The sequence below is a fragment of the Streptomyces sp. NPDC017225 genome (assembly GCF_044331465.1).
GTDB lineage: Bacteria > Actinomycetota > Actinomycetes > Streptomycetales > Streptomycetaceae > Streptomyces.
This window is the reverse complement of record NZ_JBIRNE010000037.1, coordinates 1-15,815: the sequence shown is the minus strand read 5'-3', so window position 1 is coordinate 15,815 and position 15,815 is coordinate 1. Positions and strand designations below refer to the sequence as shown.

Genomic DNA, 15,815 nt, shown 5'->3' with positions numbered 1-15,815 from the left:
GGCCTGGCGAGCGAGCCGCCGAAGCAGTGTGGGCTCCGGCGCTGAGGCTCAGGCGGGGGCCGTCGTCGTGAGGTCGGGATCAGACGGTGCGGGCCGGGGAACCGGTTCCGGCCCGGTTGGCGGCGGCGAGCAGGGCCGCGACGAGGACTGCCTCGGAGATCCCTCGGTGCCGCCGACGCGACGCTCCTGTCCCCGCGCCGGCGGTTCGGCTCGTCGGGGTGGTCCACGAGCGCGCGGCCATGCCGGCCGCGACGAGGCCGGTGGTGGCCGAGGACCGGCGGTGGCACCAGGACGGGCGCCGTCAGCTCGTCCTCGTCGAAGGGGCCGCCGTCGACTTCTTCACGAGCGCGGACGGCAGGCGCTCACGCGGGTCGGCGCGACGTGCGTGGATCTGCTCGCGGAAGTAGCCGGACGGTTCGTCGGCCGTGGCGTCGGCGCTCGCCAGGACCTCCCCGGGGCACATGCCGGCGAGGACCGGGACCAGTCGTCGGCCGGCGCCCGGAGGCGCTCACCGTCCTCGGCGGGCATGCCGGGCGTCTCGCAGACGACCACGCCCGGGAAGGGCGTGGCCAGGTGTTCGGCGAGGCCGACGGCCGACCGCTCCACGAGGCCTTCGATGAGGCCGCGAGTGAGCCGCTCCACCGCGGGGCCGCACCACCTTGGTCTTGTCCGGGGCAGAATCCCGGCCGGGACACGGACCCGGCCGTGGTCGGCCCGGTCCGGGCGCATCCGGCCGAGGATCCGGGCGCCGCTGTGCACGTCGGGCCGTTCGGGAACTCGGTGATCTCGGCGTGTCCGGACAGCACCCGTAGCCCGGGTGCCGTGCTGTCGTGGACCCGGCTCACTGACTGGAGCGTCTCGTAGAAGGGGAACGGGTCACTGGGGCGGGGCGGCACGAGGAGCCCCCGTCGCCCGCTGGTGACTCGCGGTCGCTTCGGTGGTCATGAGGTGGTTCCCCTCTTGTCAGTGGTGGCGCGGTGCCCTGCGCGTCCGTCACGAGGACCGTGTGTCCAGTTCGTCGTCCAGGACGTCGAACAGCTCGTCGGTCGAGAGCGAGTCCAGATCCACCTCCTCGCTCTCGGCCGGCCGGTGGGTCACGATCCAGCCGGCCGTCAGGGCACGCAACCGGTCGGTGACGCGGCCGTACGCCTCGGCGTCCGGCGACGCCGACTTCAAGGCCTCCTCCAGGTAAGCGAGTTGGGCTTCCAGGGGCGCTCCGGCGGGCTTCGGGCCGTCGGTCAGCCGCGCGCGCAGCTCGTCGGCGACCGCGGCGGGCGTCGGGTGGTCGAACACCAGGGTGGCAGGCAGTTTCAGCCCGGTTGCCGAGCGCAGGCCGTTGCGCAGCTCCACGGCGGTGAGCGAGTCGAAGCCGAGTTCCTTGAACGCCCGGTCGGGCCGGACGGCCCCGACGTGGGCGTGGCCGAGCACCGTCGCGACCTGCGTGCGCACCAGATCCACCAGGAGGCGGTCGCGTTCGTTGTCGTCCGTCTGGGCCGCCAGCCTGCGCCGCAGCTCCACGCCGTCGTCCGCGCCGCCGACCGCGACCGGGCCGCCGACCCGGCGGCGATGGGAACGCACCAGGCCGCGCAGCAGAGTGGGGAGCCGATCGGTCTCACGGGCCCGCAGGGCCGCCGTGTCCAGGCTGAACGGCGCCAGCGCGGGCTCTCGCGTGCGCAGCGCGTCGTCCAGGAGTGCCAGGCCCTCCTCCTGCGTCAGGGCGGGCAGGCCCATGCGCCGCATGCGGTGCAGATCGGCCGCTTCCAGCTCGCCGAGCCCGGTATCGGCCTCCCAGAGACCGAACGCCAGGGACGTCGCCGGCAGGCCGGCCCGGTGGCGGTGCTGGGCGAGCCCGTCCAGGAACACGTTGGCCGCGGCGTAGTTGCCCTGGCCGGCGGCCAGCAGGGAACCGCCGAGCGAGGAGAACAGCACGAACGCCGACAGGTCGCGGTCGGCCGTCAGCTCGTGCAGGTTCCAGGCCCCGTCCACCTTGGGCCGCAGGACCGTCTCCACGCGCTCCGGCGTCAGCCCTCGGACCAGACCGTTGTCCACAACGCCGGCCGCGTGCACGACCGCGTCGACCGGATGGCGGGCCAGCACCCCGGCCAGCGCGGCGCGATCGGCCACGTCGCACGCCTCGATGTCGACACGCGCTCCGTGAGCCGCCAGTTCGGCGCGCAGTCCCGCCGCGCCCGGTGCACTCCCGCCCCGGCGACTGGTCAGGACCAGCCGCCGTACGTCGTGGGCCGTCACCAGATGCCGGGCGACCAGGGCACCCAGGCCGCTGGTACCGCCCGTGATCAGCACCGTCGATGCCGGGTTCCAGGGGGCCTGCGCCCCGTCGATCGCCGCGGCGGGAACTCGGGCGAACCTGGGGACGAGCACTTCGCCGCCCCTGACCGCGATCTCGGGCTCGTCCACGAGCGGTGGCACGGTCGCGTCGTCGTCGAGGTCGATCAGCATGAACCGGCCGGGGTTCTCCGCCGCGGCGGCCCGGACCAGGCCCCACACGGGCGCCTGGCTCAGTTCGACGTCCGTGCCCTCGGCCGGCACCGCGCGACGGGTGACGACCGCGAGCTTCTCCTGGCCGTCATGTTCCTCGGTGAGCCACTCCTGGATCCGCGCCAGCACCGCGTCGGTGACCGTGCGGACGGCCTCGGGCGTGTCGCCGTCGGCGCGTGGAGCCTCGTACACCACGCCGGGCGTCTGCGACACGGGGGCGGCCGCTTCGGTCCAGGTCAGGGTGAACAGTGAGGCGCGGTGGTCGCCTCCGGCCCGCAGCTGCTCGACGGAGACGGGCCTCGCGGCCAGGCCCCGCACCGAGAGGACGGGTTCTCCGGTCCCGTCGGCGACCAGCACCGTCGAGCCGTCCTCCCCGTCGTTGCGTGACAGCCGGACGCGCAGTGCCGAGGCACCGGCCCGATGGAGCGTGACGCCGGTCCAGGAGAAGGGGAGTTCCGGTGCCTCGTCCTCGCCGTCCTCGATCAGCCCGACGTGCATCGCCGCGTCCAGCAGCGCCGGGTGCAGGCCGAAGCGGGTCGCGTCCGTCCCCTCCGGGAGCGCGACTTCGGCGAACACCTCCCCGGCACCGCGTCGCCAGGCCGCCCCGAGTCCTCGAAAGGTCGGGCCGTAGTCGTACCCACGGGCGAGCAGCCGCTCATAGGCGCCGTCCACCGGGAGCGGCGTCGCGCCCTCGGGGGGCCAGACGGTCAGGTCGCTCGACGGCGATCCGCCGGACGGCGTGATGCCACCGGTCGCGTTGCGGGTCCAGGTCTCGTCGTCGGGGGACGAGTAGATCTCGACGGTGCGCGCCTCGGAGTCGTCCGGGCCGCCGACCACGACCCGCACCGCGACCCCGCCCTTCTCGGGGACGACGAGGGGCGCCTCGAGGGTCAGCTCGTCGATCGCCGCGCATCCCACCTGGTCGGCGGCTTGCAGCGCCAGCTCGACCAGGCCGGTGCCGGGCAGCAGGAGGGTGCCCAGCACGTCGTGGTCGGCGAGCCAGGGATGGGAGTCGAGGGAGAGCCGTCCGGTGAACACGGCTCCGCCGGTGTCCGGCAGCACGACCCTCGCGGTCAGCAGCGGGTGATCGACCAGATCGAGTCCGGCGACGGCCTTCTCCTGCCCGGTCACCCAGTACCGTTCGTGCTGGAAGGGGTAGGTGGGCAGCTCGACGCGCCGCGCACCGCGCCCGGCGAGGACGGCGCTCCAGTCGACCGGCACACCCGCGGCGTACAGTCGTGCGACTCCGGCGAACAGACTCTCCGTCTCGGGGTGGTCGCGGCGCAGCGTGGCCGCCGTCGTTCCCTCGACGTTCTGCTGTGTCATGGCGGTCAGGACGCCGTCCGGACCGATCTCCAGGAAGCGCGTCACACCCTCGTCGTGCAGTCGGCGCACGTCGTCGGCGAAGCGGACCGCGTCGCGTACGTGCCCCACCCAGTAGGCGGCCGACGCCACGTCCTTGACCAGCCGGATCTTCGGCTCGTGGTAGGTGACGCGCTCGGCGGCCTCGCGGAACTCCTCCAGCATCGGGTCCATCAGCGGCGAGTGGAACGCGTGCGAGACCGCGAGGCGGTTCCTTCTGCGGTCGGCGAAGTGTTCGGCGATCGCGTTCACCGCGTCCTCAGCGCCCGAGACGACCACCGAGGAAGGACTGTTGACCGCGGCGACACCCGCCTCGGCGGTGAGCAGCGGAGTGACCTCGTCCTCCGTGGCCTGGATCGCCACCATCGCCCCGCCGGGCGGCAGCGCCTGCATCAGCCGTCCCCGTTCCACCACCAGGCGCGCCGCGTCCTCCAGGGCGAAGACCCCCGCCACGTGGGCCGCCGCCAGTTCACCGATCGAGTGCCCGGCCACGAAGTGGGGCCTGATCCCCCACGACCGCACCAGTCGGAAGAGGGCCACCTCCAGGGCGAAGACCGCGGGCTGGGTGAACTCGGTCCGGTTCAGCGCCTCCTCGTCGCCCCACATGACGTCCTTCAGCGGCAGCCCCGTCGCCTCGCACACCTCGTCGAACGCCGTCGCGAAGGCGGGGAAGACGTCGTACAACTCGCGGCCCATGCCCAGCCGCTGGCTGCCCTGGCCGGTGAACAGGAAGGCCGTCTTGCCGTCACCGCCCGTATCGGTGATCGTCTCCGGTCCGAGGAGCACCGCACGGTGTTCGAGGGCAGCGCGACCCGTCGCCGCCGAGAACGCCACGTCGAGCGGGTCGTGGCCCGCGGCGAACGCGCCGATCCGCTCGATCTGGGCCCGCAGCGCCTCGGGCGTCCTGGCCGAAACGACGACCGGCGCGACCGGCAGTTCGCGGCGCTCCTCGGGCTCGTCCTCGGCCGGCGGTGGCTCCTCGATGATCACGTGCGCGTTCGTTCCGCTGATCCCGAACGAGGACACCCCCGCGCGACGCGGGCGGCCGTCGCCGGGCCACTCCCGCGCCCGCGTCAGCAGTCGGACGTCGCCCGCCTCCCAGTCCACCCGCGGCGTCGGCTCCTCCACGTGCAGGGTCCTCGGAAGCTTCGCGTGCCGCATGGCCTGCACCATTTTGATGATCCCCGCGACACCGGCCGCCGCCTGGGTGTGCCCCAGGTTCGACTTGACCGACCCCAGCCACAGCGGCCGGCCCTCGGGGCGGTCCTGCCCGTACGTGGCCAGCAGCGCCTGCGCCTCGATCGGATCGCCCAGTGTCGTGCCCGTACCGTGTGCCTCGACGGCGTCCACGTCCGCCGCCGACAGCCCCGCGTTGGCCAGCGCCTGGCGGATCACCCGCTGCTGCGACGGCCCGTTGGGTGCCGTGAGGCCGTTGCTGGCGCCGTCCTGGTTCAGGGCGCTCCCCCGGATCACCGCCAGCACGGGGTGCCCGTTACGGCGCGCTTGCGACAGCCGCTCGACCGCGAGCACTCCGACGCCCTCACCCCAGGAGGTGCCGTCGGTGGTGGACGAGAAGGACTTGGAGCGGCCGTCGGCGGACAGGCCGCGCTGCTCACTGAAGTCGATGAACGTCTGCGGCGTCGCCATGACGGTCACACCGCCGACGAGGGCGAGGTTGCACTCGCCCGAGCGCAGCGCCTGCGCCGCCCAGTGCAGAGCCACCAGCGACGACGAGCAGGCGGTGTCCACGGTCACTGCGGGACCCTCGAGGCCGAGGGTGTAGGCGACGCGGCCCGAGACGAGGCTCCCGCCGCCGGTTCCACCGGCGTAGTCGTAGTACATGACACCCGCGAACACCCCGGTCGAGCTGCCCTTCAGCGTGGTGGGGTCGATTCCGCCCCGCTCCAGTGCCTCCCAGGACACCTCCAGGAGCAGCCGTTGCTGCGGGTCCATTTCACGGGCTTCCCGCGGGCTGATGCCGAAGAAGTCCGGATCGAACCGGGCGGCGTCGTGCAGGAATCCGCCGTTGCGCACGTAGGTCTTCCCGGGCTTTCCCGGTTCGGGGTCGTAGATGCCCTCGACGTCCCAGCCGCGGTCGGCCGGGAACTCCGATATCGCGTCGATGCCCTCGTCGACCAGCCGCCACAGTCCCTCGGGCGAGTCCACGCCGCCCGGATAACGGCACGCCATGGCGACGATGGCGATCGGCTCGTCGTCCGCGGGGGTCACGACGGAGGTGGCGGAGGTCCGCGTCACGGCTCCGGACAACTCCTCCAGGAGGTGCCGCGCCAGGTCGCGGGGGGTGGGGTAGTCGAAGACGAGGGTGGCGGGCAGCCGGATTCCGACGACGGCGCTCAGCAGGTTCCGCAGTTCGATCGCGGTGAGGGAGTCGAACCCGAGGTCGTGGAAGGACAGGTCGGGATCGACGGCGTCGGTTCCGGCGTGGCGCAGGACGGCGGCGGCCTGGGAGCGGATGATGCCGACGAGTTCGGGGACGCGCTCCTCCTCGGGGAGCCCGGCCAGCCGCCGCAGCAAGGTGTCGGCCGCGGGTGCGGTGGCGTCAGAGACGCGGCGCGACCGGTTGCGGACGATGCCGCTCAGGAGCGGCGGAGGCATGACGAAGGCCGCCGGATCGAACCGGGCGAGCACCAGCGCGGGCTCGGTGACGCCGGCGGCCGCGTCGAACAGCGCCAGTCCCTCCGCCGGCGCCAGGGTGCGTATGCCGCCTTGGTCGAGGCCGCCCGCCATGCCGCCCCCGGCCCACGGGCCCCAGGCCAGGGACAGCGCGGGAAGTCCGTCGGCGTGCCGGTGGCGCGCCAGGGCGTCGAGGAAGGCGTTGGCGGCGCCGTAGTTGCCCTGTCCGGGGGCGCCGAGGACGCCGGCGACGGACGAGAAGAGGACGAACGCGGTCAGCCCCATGTCGCGGGTGAGTTCGTGGAGGTGCCATGCCGCGTCGGCCTTCGGGCGAAGTACCCGGTCGACGCGCTCGGGCGTCAGCGAGGGGATCACGCCGTCGTCCAGTACGCCCGCCGCGTGCACGACCCCGCCGATGATCCGCCCTTCGAGCAGTGTGGCCAGGGCGTCGCGGTCCGCTACGTCGATGGCTGCCACCTCGACCTCGGCGCCCAACCCGGTGAGTTCCGCGGTGAGTTCCGCGGCTCCCGGTGCCTTCGGGCCACGGTGGCCGGTCAGCAGCAGGCGCCGCACCCCGTGCCGGGTCACCAGGTGGCGGGCGACGGCGGCGCCGAGGGCACCGGTTCCGCCGGTGATCAGGACGGCGCGTTCGGCGTCCCAGACGGGGGTGTCCGGGCCGAGCGGCGCGCGGGCCAGCCGCGGCACCAGCACCTCGCCGTCGCGGATGCGCAGTTCGGGCTCGCCGTACTCCAGGACGGCGCCCGGCTCGACGGGGGCATCGGTGTCGACCAGGACGAAACGGCCGGGGTTCTCGCCCTCGGCTGCGCGCACCAGTCCCTGGACGGCGGCATGACCGAGGTCGGAGCCGTCGGCGGCGCCGTCGGTGACGACGACGAGGACGGCGTCGTCGTCGAGCGCGGCCTGCACGGCCGCCAGCACGCCGACCGTCACCGCGCGCACCGCGGCGGGCGTGTCGCCGTCCGTCGGCGGGCAGTGGTGGACGAGCACCTCGAAGTCACCGGCAGGCGTGCGCCCGCCTGTGGCCGCAACCCACTCCAGGCGGAACAGCGCCTCCGCGACACGGGCCGGGGCGGATGCCAGATCGCCGGCGGTCAGGGGACGCAGCGCCACCGAGCCAACCGACGCGACCGGGCGCCCGGTGACGTCGGCCAGCTCCAGTTCCACCGAGTCACCGTTCCCGGGGCGCAGGCGGACCCGCGCGATCGTGGCGCCCTCGGCGTGCAGGGTGACGTCCGACCACGAGAACGGAAGTGCCGTCGCGTCCTCGTTCGTCAGGTCGAGCGCGTGCAACGCCGAGTCGAGCAGGGCGGGATGGAGACCGAAGTCCCCGGCGCCGACCCCCTCCGGGAGGTTGATCTCGGCGAACACGTCGTCGCCGCGCCGCCATGCTGCGCGCAGCCCTCGGAACGTCGGCCCGTACTCCAGCCGTTCGTAGAGGCCTTCGACGGCAAGGGGCTCGGCGTCGCGCGGCGGCCACACGGTGAGGTCGTCGGACGGCTCACCGGCGTCGGGAGCCAGGGTGCCTTCGGCATGCAGGACCCACTCGCGGTCGAGCGGGGCGTCGTCGGCGCGGGAGTACACGGACACCGGGCGGCGTCCCGAGGCGTCGGGCGCCTCGACGGCCACCTGGATGTGGACGCCGCCGTGTTCGGGCAGAATCAGCGGCACCCCCAGCGCGAGGTCCTCGATCCGGCGGCATCCCACCTGGTCGCCCGCCCGTACGACCAGGTCCACATACGCGGTGCCGGGCAGCAGGACGGAGCCGGCCACGGTGTGGTCGGACAGCCAGGGGTGGGCTCCGAAGGACAGACGTCCGGTGAACACCACACCGCCGGAACCAGGCAGTTGCACCATCGCGCCGAGCAGCGGGTGGCCGGGCCGGCCCAGACCGGCGGACGTGACGTCGCCGCTCAGGCCGCTTTTGTCGAGCCAGTACCGGGCGCGCTGGAAGGGGTAGGTGGGCAGGTCGGCCCGCCGGGCGCCGCGCCCGTCGAACACGCCCGCCCAGTCGACGCGCAGGCCCGCGGTGTGCAGGCGGCCCAGGGCGGTGAGGGCGGCGACGGGCTCGGGCTCGCGGCGGCGCTGGGCCGGGACCAGCACGGCGCTGTCGGCGGTGGTGGTGAGGCACCGGCGGGCCATGGCGGTCAGGACGCCGTCGGGTCCCAGCTCCACGTAGCGGGTGACGCCTTCGGCCTCCAGCCGGGTCACCGCGTCGGCGAACCGCACCGCCTCGCGCACGTGCCGCACCCAGTAGTCCGCGTCGGTCACCTCGCCCGCCGCGACGACCGGCACCCGCGGCTCGGCGTAGGTCACGTTCCGCGCGACGCGGCGGAACTCCTCCAGCATCGGGTCCATCAACGGCGAGTGGAACGCGTGGGAGACCCGCAGCCGGTTCGTCCTGCGCCCGCCCAGGCGCTCCACGGCGGCGGCGACGGCGTCCTCGGTTCCGGAGAGCACCACGGAGGACGGGCCGTTGACGGCGGCGACCCCGACGTCCTGTCCCAGCAGCGGGTGAACCTCTTCCTCGGTGGCCTCGACGGCCACCATCGCGCCGCCGGGCGGCAACGCTCCCATCAGCCGGCCCCGCGCCGTGATCAGCGCGGCGGCGTCCGGCAGGGAGAACACCCCGGCAACGTGCGCGGCGGCCAGTTCACCGATCGAGTGACCGGCCACGAAGTCGGGCCGCACGCCCCAGGACTCGAACAGCCGGAACAGCGCCACCTGCAAGGCGAAGATCGCCGGCTGCGCGAACTCCGTACGGCCGAGTGCCTTCTCGTCGCCCCACATCACCTCGCGCACCGCGGGGTCGAGTACCGCGCACACCTCGTCGAAGGCGTGCGCGAACACCGGGGACGCCTCGTACAGCTCACTGCCCATCCCCAGCCGCTGGCTGCCCTGCCCCGTGAACAGGAAGGCGGTCAGCCCGGTCGTCCGCGCGGCGCCGTCCAGGGGTGCGTCCAGCGCCAGCGCGTCCAGTCCGCCGAGGATCTCCGCACGGTCGCGGCCCATCACGACGGCCCGGCGGTTGAGTCCGGCGCGGGTGGTCGCCAGGGTGAACCCCATGTCCACGGGGCTCAGAGAGGGGGTGGTCCGCAGGTGGTCGGCGAGTTGCCGGGCCTGGGCACGCAGAGCAGGCTCGGACCTTGCCGACAACGGCAGTGGCACGGGCATGTCGGGGGCCGGGCGCGGCGCGGCGGGCTCAGGCCCGGGCTCTGCGTCCGCCTGCTCGATGATCACGTGGGCGTTGGTGCCGCTGACGCCGAACGAGGAGACGGCGGCCCGGCGCGGGCGGCCGACGTCGGGCCAGGCGCGGGCCTCGGTCAGCAGACGGACGTCCCCGGCCTCCCAGTCCACCTGCGGCGACGCCTCGTCGGCGTGCAGTGTCCTCGGCAGCGTGCCGTGCCGGATGGCCTCGACCATCTTGATGACGCCCGCGACTCCCGCGGCGGCCTGGGAGTGGCCGATGTTCGACTTGATCGATCCCAGCCACAGCGGTCTGCCGTCGGGGCGGTCCTGACCGTACGTGGCCAGCAGGGCCTGCGCCTCGATGGGGTCACCCAGCGAGGTGCCGGTGCCGTGGCCCTCCATGACGTCGACGTCGGCGGACGTCAGCCCGGCCGCGGTGAGCGCCTGCTGGATCACACGGCACTGGGAGGGGCCGTTGGGCGCGCTGAAACCGTTGGACGCCCCGTCCTGGTTGACCGCCGTCCCGCGTACGACGGCCAGTACGGGGTGTCCGTTGCGGCGGGCGTCGGACAGCTTCTCCAGCATCAGGACGCCCGCGCCCTCGCTCCAGCCGGTGCCGTCGGCCAAGGCGCCGAAGGAGCGGCAGCGGCCGTCGGGCGAGAGTCCGCGCTGCTCACTGAACTCGATGAACGTCTCGGGCGTGGCCATGACACTGACGCCACCGGCCAGTGCCAGGGTGCACTCCCCCGAGCGCAGGGCCTGCGACGCCCACTGGAGCGCGACCAGCGACGAGGAGCAGGCCGTGTCGACGGTGACCGCCGGGCCCTCCAGACCGAGGGCATAGGCGACTCGGCCGGAGACCAGGCTGCCGTCGCTGCTGGTGATGCCGTAGTCGTGGTACATGGCGCCGGCGAACACGCCGGTGCGGCTGCCGCGCAGCGACACCGGGTCGAGCCCGGCCCGTTCCATCGCCTCCCAGGTGATCTCCAGCAGAAGCCGCTGCTGCGGGTCCATGGTGAGCGCCTCGCGCGGGCTGATCCCGAAGAACTCGGGGTCGAACAAGGCCGCCTCACGCAGGAATCCGCCGTGGCGAACATAGCTCTTGCCGGGCTTTCCGGGCTCGGGGTCGTACAGGCTGCTCAGATCCCAGCCGCGGTCGTCGGGGAACGGACCGATGGCGTCACGGCCCTCGTCGACCAGCGCCCACAGTTTCTCCGGGGAATCGATGCCACCGGGGAAACGGCAGCCCATACCGATGATCGCGACGGGCTCGGCGGCCGCGTTCGCGGCGGCGCGCAGGCTCTCGTTGTCCTGCCGCAGGCGCTCGTTCTCGATCAGCGAGCCACGCAGCGCGTCGACGATCTCCTCGACCTTGGCATCCACCGTCGTCTCAGCCTCCGCTCACCGTCGTGGTCCGCGCGCCGATCGCGCCGACCGAGTCAAGGAATGCGCCGAGCACCTCGTAGAAGCGGTCCGGTTCCTCGAAGTGCGGGGCGTGGCTGGAGTCCTCGAAGATCTCCCAGCGGGCGTTCGGGATGAGTTCCTGGAAGGGGCGCACCGTGACCGGGGTGGCCTCGTCGTGGCGGCCCGAGAGGACGAGGGTGGGCACGTCGATACGGGGCAGGCAGTCGATCACCGACCAGTCCCGCAGGCTGCCGACGACATGGAACTCGTTGGGGCCGTTCATGGTGCGGTAGACCGTCGGGTCGGTGACGGCCTCCAGGTACGAGGCCATGAGGTCGTTGGGCCACGGTTCGATGCGGCAGACGTGCCGACCGTAGAAGACCAGCATCGCTTCGAGGTACTCGTCGCTGTCGGTGGTGCCCGCGGCCTCGTGCCGCCGCAGCGTCTCGTCCACGCCGGGCGGCAGTTGCGCGCGCAGCACGTCCATCTCCGACAGCCACAGCGGGTAGGAGGCCGGGGAGTTGGCGATGACCAGTCCGCGCAGTCCGGCGGGGCGGGCCGAAGCGTGCCAGGCGGCCAGCATCCCGCCCCACGACTGCCCGAACAGGACGTAGTCGTCGGCGACGTCGAGCCGGTCCAGCAGGTTCTCCAGCTCGTCCCGGAACAGCCGGGGGGTCCAGAAGCCGGGGTCGGCGTCCGGCAGGTGGGTGGATCCCCCGTTGCCGATCTGGTCGTAGTGCACCACGGTCCAGCCGCGTTCGGCGTAGACGGACAGGCCCTTCAGGTAGTCGTGCGTGGAGCCGGGGCCCCCGTGCACGACGACCAGCGCCGGGCGGCCCGTCTTCGGCCGCCCTGTGACGCGATACCAGGTCTCGTACTCCCGGAAGGGAATGGTTCCCTTGGACGTGGACGCCATTACTCAACCACCTAAGTTCGGGTCGTTCTCTGCAGCGGTGCCGCGTGCCCGCACGCGGCGTGCACTTCTTCCTGGGGAAAGCTGACGCCGGCCCGGGTTCAGCCGGGCGTCACCAGCCACTCCTCGATGGTCCGGGCGGTCGCCGGGGCGTGCTCCTGCCCGAGCGTGAAGTGGTGTCCTTCAACGGTGCGCAGGGTGTGTTCGGGATCCCACGGCCAGGCGAGCATCTGCGCCGGGTCGACGCCCTCGGGCGGGTCGACGAAGGGCTCGGACGCCTGGAGGAACAGGGTCGGCACGGCCAGCCGGACGGGATCGAAGCCTTCCAGCACTGAGAAGTAGTGCGGCATCGCCGACAGCCGTGACGCGTCGTAGCGGCCGAGGACGGACTCCATCTCCAGCACCTCCCCGATGAGGCGGCCGAACCCGACGTCCATCGCCGTGTCCTCGACGCGGAAGGTGTCGACCAGGATCAGCCCGGCGGGCGGGGTCCCGACCGTCTGCTCCAAGTGACGGGCGAGGACGTGGCCGATGATGCCGCCGGAGGAGTAGCCGAGCAGTGCGAACGGCTCCCCCTCCGCCGCCTCCAGTACGGCCTCGCCCAGGACCCGGGTCAGCGCCTCGGCGGAGTCGGGAAGCGGTTCGCCCCGCTGGAATCCGGGCAGCGGCAGCGCCGACACATGCCGGATGTCCCGGAACTCGGCACCCAGCCGGGCGTGTTGGTGCACGCCCCCGCCCGCCATGGGCGTGGCGAGGCAGATCAGCCGGGGGCGCCGCGGGCCGTCGGCCAGCTGTACCGTCCTCGGGACGCGGCCGAGGTCCTCCGAGGAGGTGAACCGGGGCCGCAGCGCCGCGACCGCCGCCAGCAGCGTCAGTGCTCCCGAGCCGTCACCGGCCCGGACCGCCCGACGGAACAGTTCGGTGACGGTCTCGTCCTCCTCCGTGGAAGGTTCGGCGGCGGAGTCGGCGGCGCGGGAGAGCACCGGTGCCAGTTCCTCCTTGACGACACCTACCAGGCCGGCCGGGTTCTTGTTGTCGAACACCGCCATCGTGGGCAGGTTCAGTCCGGTGGCGGCGTTCAGCGCGGTGCGCAGCTCCATCGCGGAGAGCGAGTCGAACCCGGACTCCAGGAAGTCACGGTCGGAGTCGATCGCCTCGGCGCCCTCGTGCCCGAGCACGGCGGCGGAGAGGCTCAGCACGAGATCGCGCAGCACGGCCTCCCACCGGTCGGCGGGCAGGGCCGCCAGCTCGCGCCGCAGCGCCTCCGGGTCGGCGGCGCGAGAACCGCCACCCGCCGCATCGCGCCGCGTGACCGGGACCAGGCCACGCAGCAGCACGGGGGGTTCGCCGACGGCCCTCCCGCGCAGCACCCGCAGGTCCAGGCCCATCGGTGCCAGCACCGGCTCGGTACGGGCCGTCGCCGTGTCGAACAGCGCGAGGCCGTCGCCCGGCGTCAGCGCAGGCGTGCCCTGGCGGCGCATGCGCCGGAGGTCGGCCTCGCCGAGGCTGTCCCCCATCCCGCCGCCGTCCCACAGACCCCAGGCCAGGGACTGGGCGGGCAGTCCTTCGGCGCGGCGCCGCACGGCGAGCGCGTCGAGGAACGTGTTGGCGGCGGCGTAATTGCCCTGACCCGGCGCACCGAGCACGCCCGCCGCCGACGAGAACAGTACGAAGGCGCCGAGGTCCTGGTCACGGGTGAGGTCGTGCAGGTTGAGCGCGCCGTCCACCTTGGGACGCAGCACCTGGTCGAGGCTGTGCGGCGTCAGGTTGGCGATCATGGCGTCGGCCAGCACGCCGGCCGTGTGCACGACGGCACTGAGGGGCCGATCCGCCAGCAGCTCCCGCAGGGCGTCCCGGTCCGACACGTCGCAGGCCGCGATCTCGACCGTCGCGCCGAGGCCGGTCAGCTCCCGGCGGAACTCGGCCGCGCCCGGCGCGTCGATGCCCCGGCGGCTGGTCAGCAACACGTCGCGGACGCCGTGCTCGACGATCAGATGGCGGGCGACCAGCGCCCCGAGACCGCCGGTGCCACCGGTGATCAGTACGGTTCCGGGCCTGCTCCAAGGAGTTTCCTCCCCTTCGGGCGCCGCCGGGGTGCGTGCCAGGCGTGGCACCAGGAGGTCGCCGTCGAGGACACGCAGCTCGGGCTCGCCGGACGCGACGGCGCGGGCGGTCGTCTCCGGGTCGTCCCCGTCCGTCTCGAGCAGGGCGAAGCGCTCGGGATCCTCGGCCCGGGCGGCGCGCACCAGGCCCCAGGCCGCGGCGTGTGCGAGGTCGTCGTCGCGGGTGACCACCATGAGTTTGCGGTCGGTGAACCGTTCGTCCGCGAGCCATGCCTGAAGGGCCCGGAGTGTGTGGACCGTGACCGTTCTGACGTCGTCGGCGATGTTCCCCGTACCGGCGGGCAGTGTCAGTGCGACGGTCGCGGGCACCTGGCCGGAGAGCTCTGACAGGTCGGCCACCGTCGCCCATGACGCCTCGGCGGCGGATGTCATGGAGGTGGCCGTCGTGGCGGGCGTCCACGTGATGTGGAAGAGGGAGCCGTCGGATCCCGTGCGCACCGGCGCGAGCTGCTCGGCCGAGACCTCCCTGGTGATCAGGGACTCCACGGACGCGACAGGACGTCCCTGCGTGTCGGTGACGTGGATCTCCAGCTCCCCCTTCCCCTTCTGGATCAGCCGGACCCGCGCGGTCGTGGCGCCGCTCGCGTGCAGCCGGACTCCCTTCCAGGCGAACGGCAGGGACGCCGGGGCGTCGTCGCCCCGGCCGAGCATCAACGCGTGCAGGGCGGAGTCGAGCAGTGCCGGATGCAGCAGGAAGGGCTGGGCTCCGCTCTCCTCGCCGAGCGCCACCTCGGCGAACGTCTCGTCACCGACCCGCCAGGCGGCCCTGAGCCCCTGGAACACCGGGCCGTATGCGAACCCGAAGTCCCGGAGGCGTTCGTAGGCGCTGTCGACGGTGAGCCTCGCAGCCTCGGGCGGCGGCCACCGCGTCGGGTCAAGGGCGGCGGGGACGGCGGCTTCCCCGGGCATCAGCGTGCCCTCCGCGTGCAGCGTCCAGGCCGTGTCCTCGTCGGCGGCCTCGGCACGCGAGTGGAGGGTGAGAGAGCGCCTGCCCCCGTCGGCCGGTTCACCGGCCGTCAGCCGCAGCCGTACGCCGCCCGCCTCGGGCAGGATCAGCGGCGCGCGCAACGTCAACTCCTCGAGGACGCCGCAGCCGAGCTGGTCGCCGGCGCGCACGGCCAGTTCGACGAACGCCGTGCCGGGCAGCAGGGTAGCGCCGAACACCGCGTGGTCGGCCAGCCAGGGCTGGGTGTCCGTCGAGAGGCGTCCCGTGAACAACACCGCCTCCGAGCCCGGCACCGCGACCTCGGCACCGAGCAGGGGGTGTTCGAGCGCGGTGAGCCCCATGGACGCCGCGTTGCCGCCGTTCCCGGTGGCCGGTCCCGACAGCCAGTAGCGCCTGCGCTGGAAGGGGTAGGTGGGCAGGTCCACCTGTCTGGCGCCCCGCCCGGCGAGCACCGCCTCCCAGTCCACCGGAACACCGTTCACATAGAGCTGCCCCACCGCTCCCAACAACGCCGCGGTCTCCGGACGCCCACGACGGAGCGCGGGCACGGCCACCGCACCGTCCACCATCGCCGACAGCACACCGTCCGGCCCGATCTCCAGGAACCGGCTCACACCCTCGTCCCGCAGACGGCCCACATCATCGGCGAACCGCACCGCATCACGAACATGCCGCACCCAGAACTCCGCCGACCCCACATCCTTGACCAGACGAATCCGCGGCTCGC

Annotated in this window: 4 protein-coding genes; all 4 read right to left on the bottom strand. The window is 73.2% G+C overall.

Annotated elements, in window-relative coordinates:
- Window positions 1-301: 301 nt before the first annotated feature.
- Window positions 302-463, bottom strand: a complete 162-nt coding sequence (locus tag ACH4NX_RS37625; protein ID WP_351400767.1) for a hypothetical protein — start codon at window positions 461-463, stop codon at window positions 302-304.
- Between the two features lie 530 nt (window positions 464-993).
- Window positions 994-11,085: an SDR family NAD(P)-dependent oxidoreductase gene (locus ACH4NX_RS37620; protein WP_398130331.1), complete on the bottom strand. Its 10,092-nt coding sequence runs from the start codon at window positions 11,083-11,085 to the stop codon at window positions 994-996.
- A 7-nt stretch (window positions 11,086-11,092) separates the two neighbouring features.
- The gene (locus ACH4NX_RS37615) at window positions 11,093-12,022 is read right to left on the bottom strand and encodes a proline iminopeptidase-family hydrolase (RefSeq protein ID WP_351400769.1); all 930 of its coding nucleotides are present in this window, start codon (window positions 12,020-12,022) and stop codon (window positions 11,093-11,095) included.
- Between the two features lie 98 nt (window positions 12,023-12,120).
- Window positions 12,121-15,765, bottom strand: a complete 3,645-nt coding sequence (locus ACH4NX_RS37610; RefSeq protein ID WP_398153389.1) for a type I polyketide synthase — start codon at window positions 15,763-15,765, stop codon at window positions 12,121-12,123.
- Window positions 15,766-15,815 lie beyond the last annotated feature (50 nt).

Bases quoted from the DNA above. Each gene is read 5' to 3' on its own strand.
- ACH4NX_RS37625 (WP_351400767.1), bottom strand. From the start codon at position 463: ATGTGCCCCGGGGAGGTCCTGGCGAGCGCCGACGCCACGGCCGACGAA.
- ACH4NX_RS37615 (WP_351400769.1), bottom strand. From the start codon at position 12,022: ATGGCGTCCACGTCCAAGGGAACCATTCCCTTCCGGGAGTACGAGACC.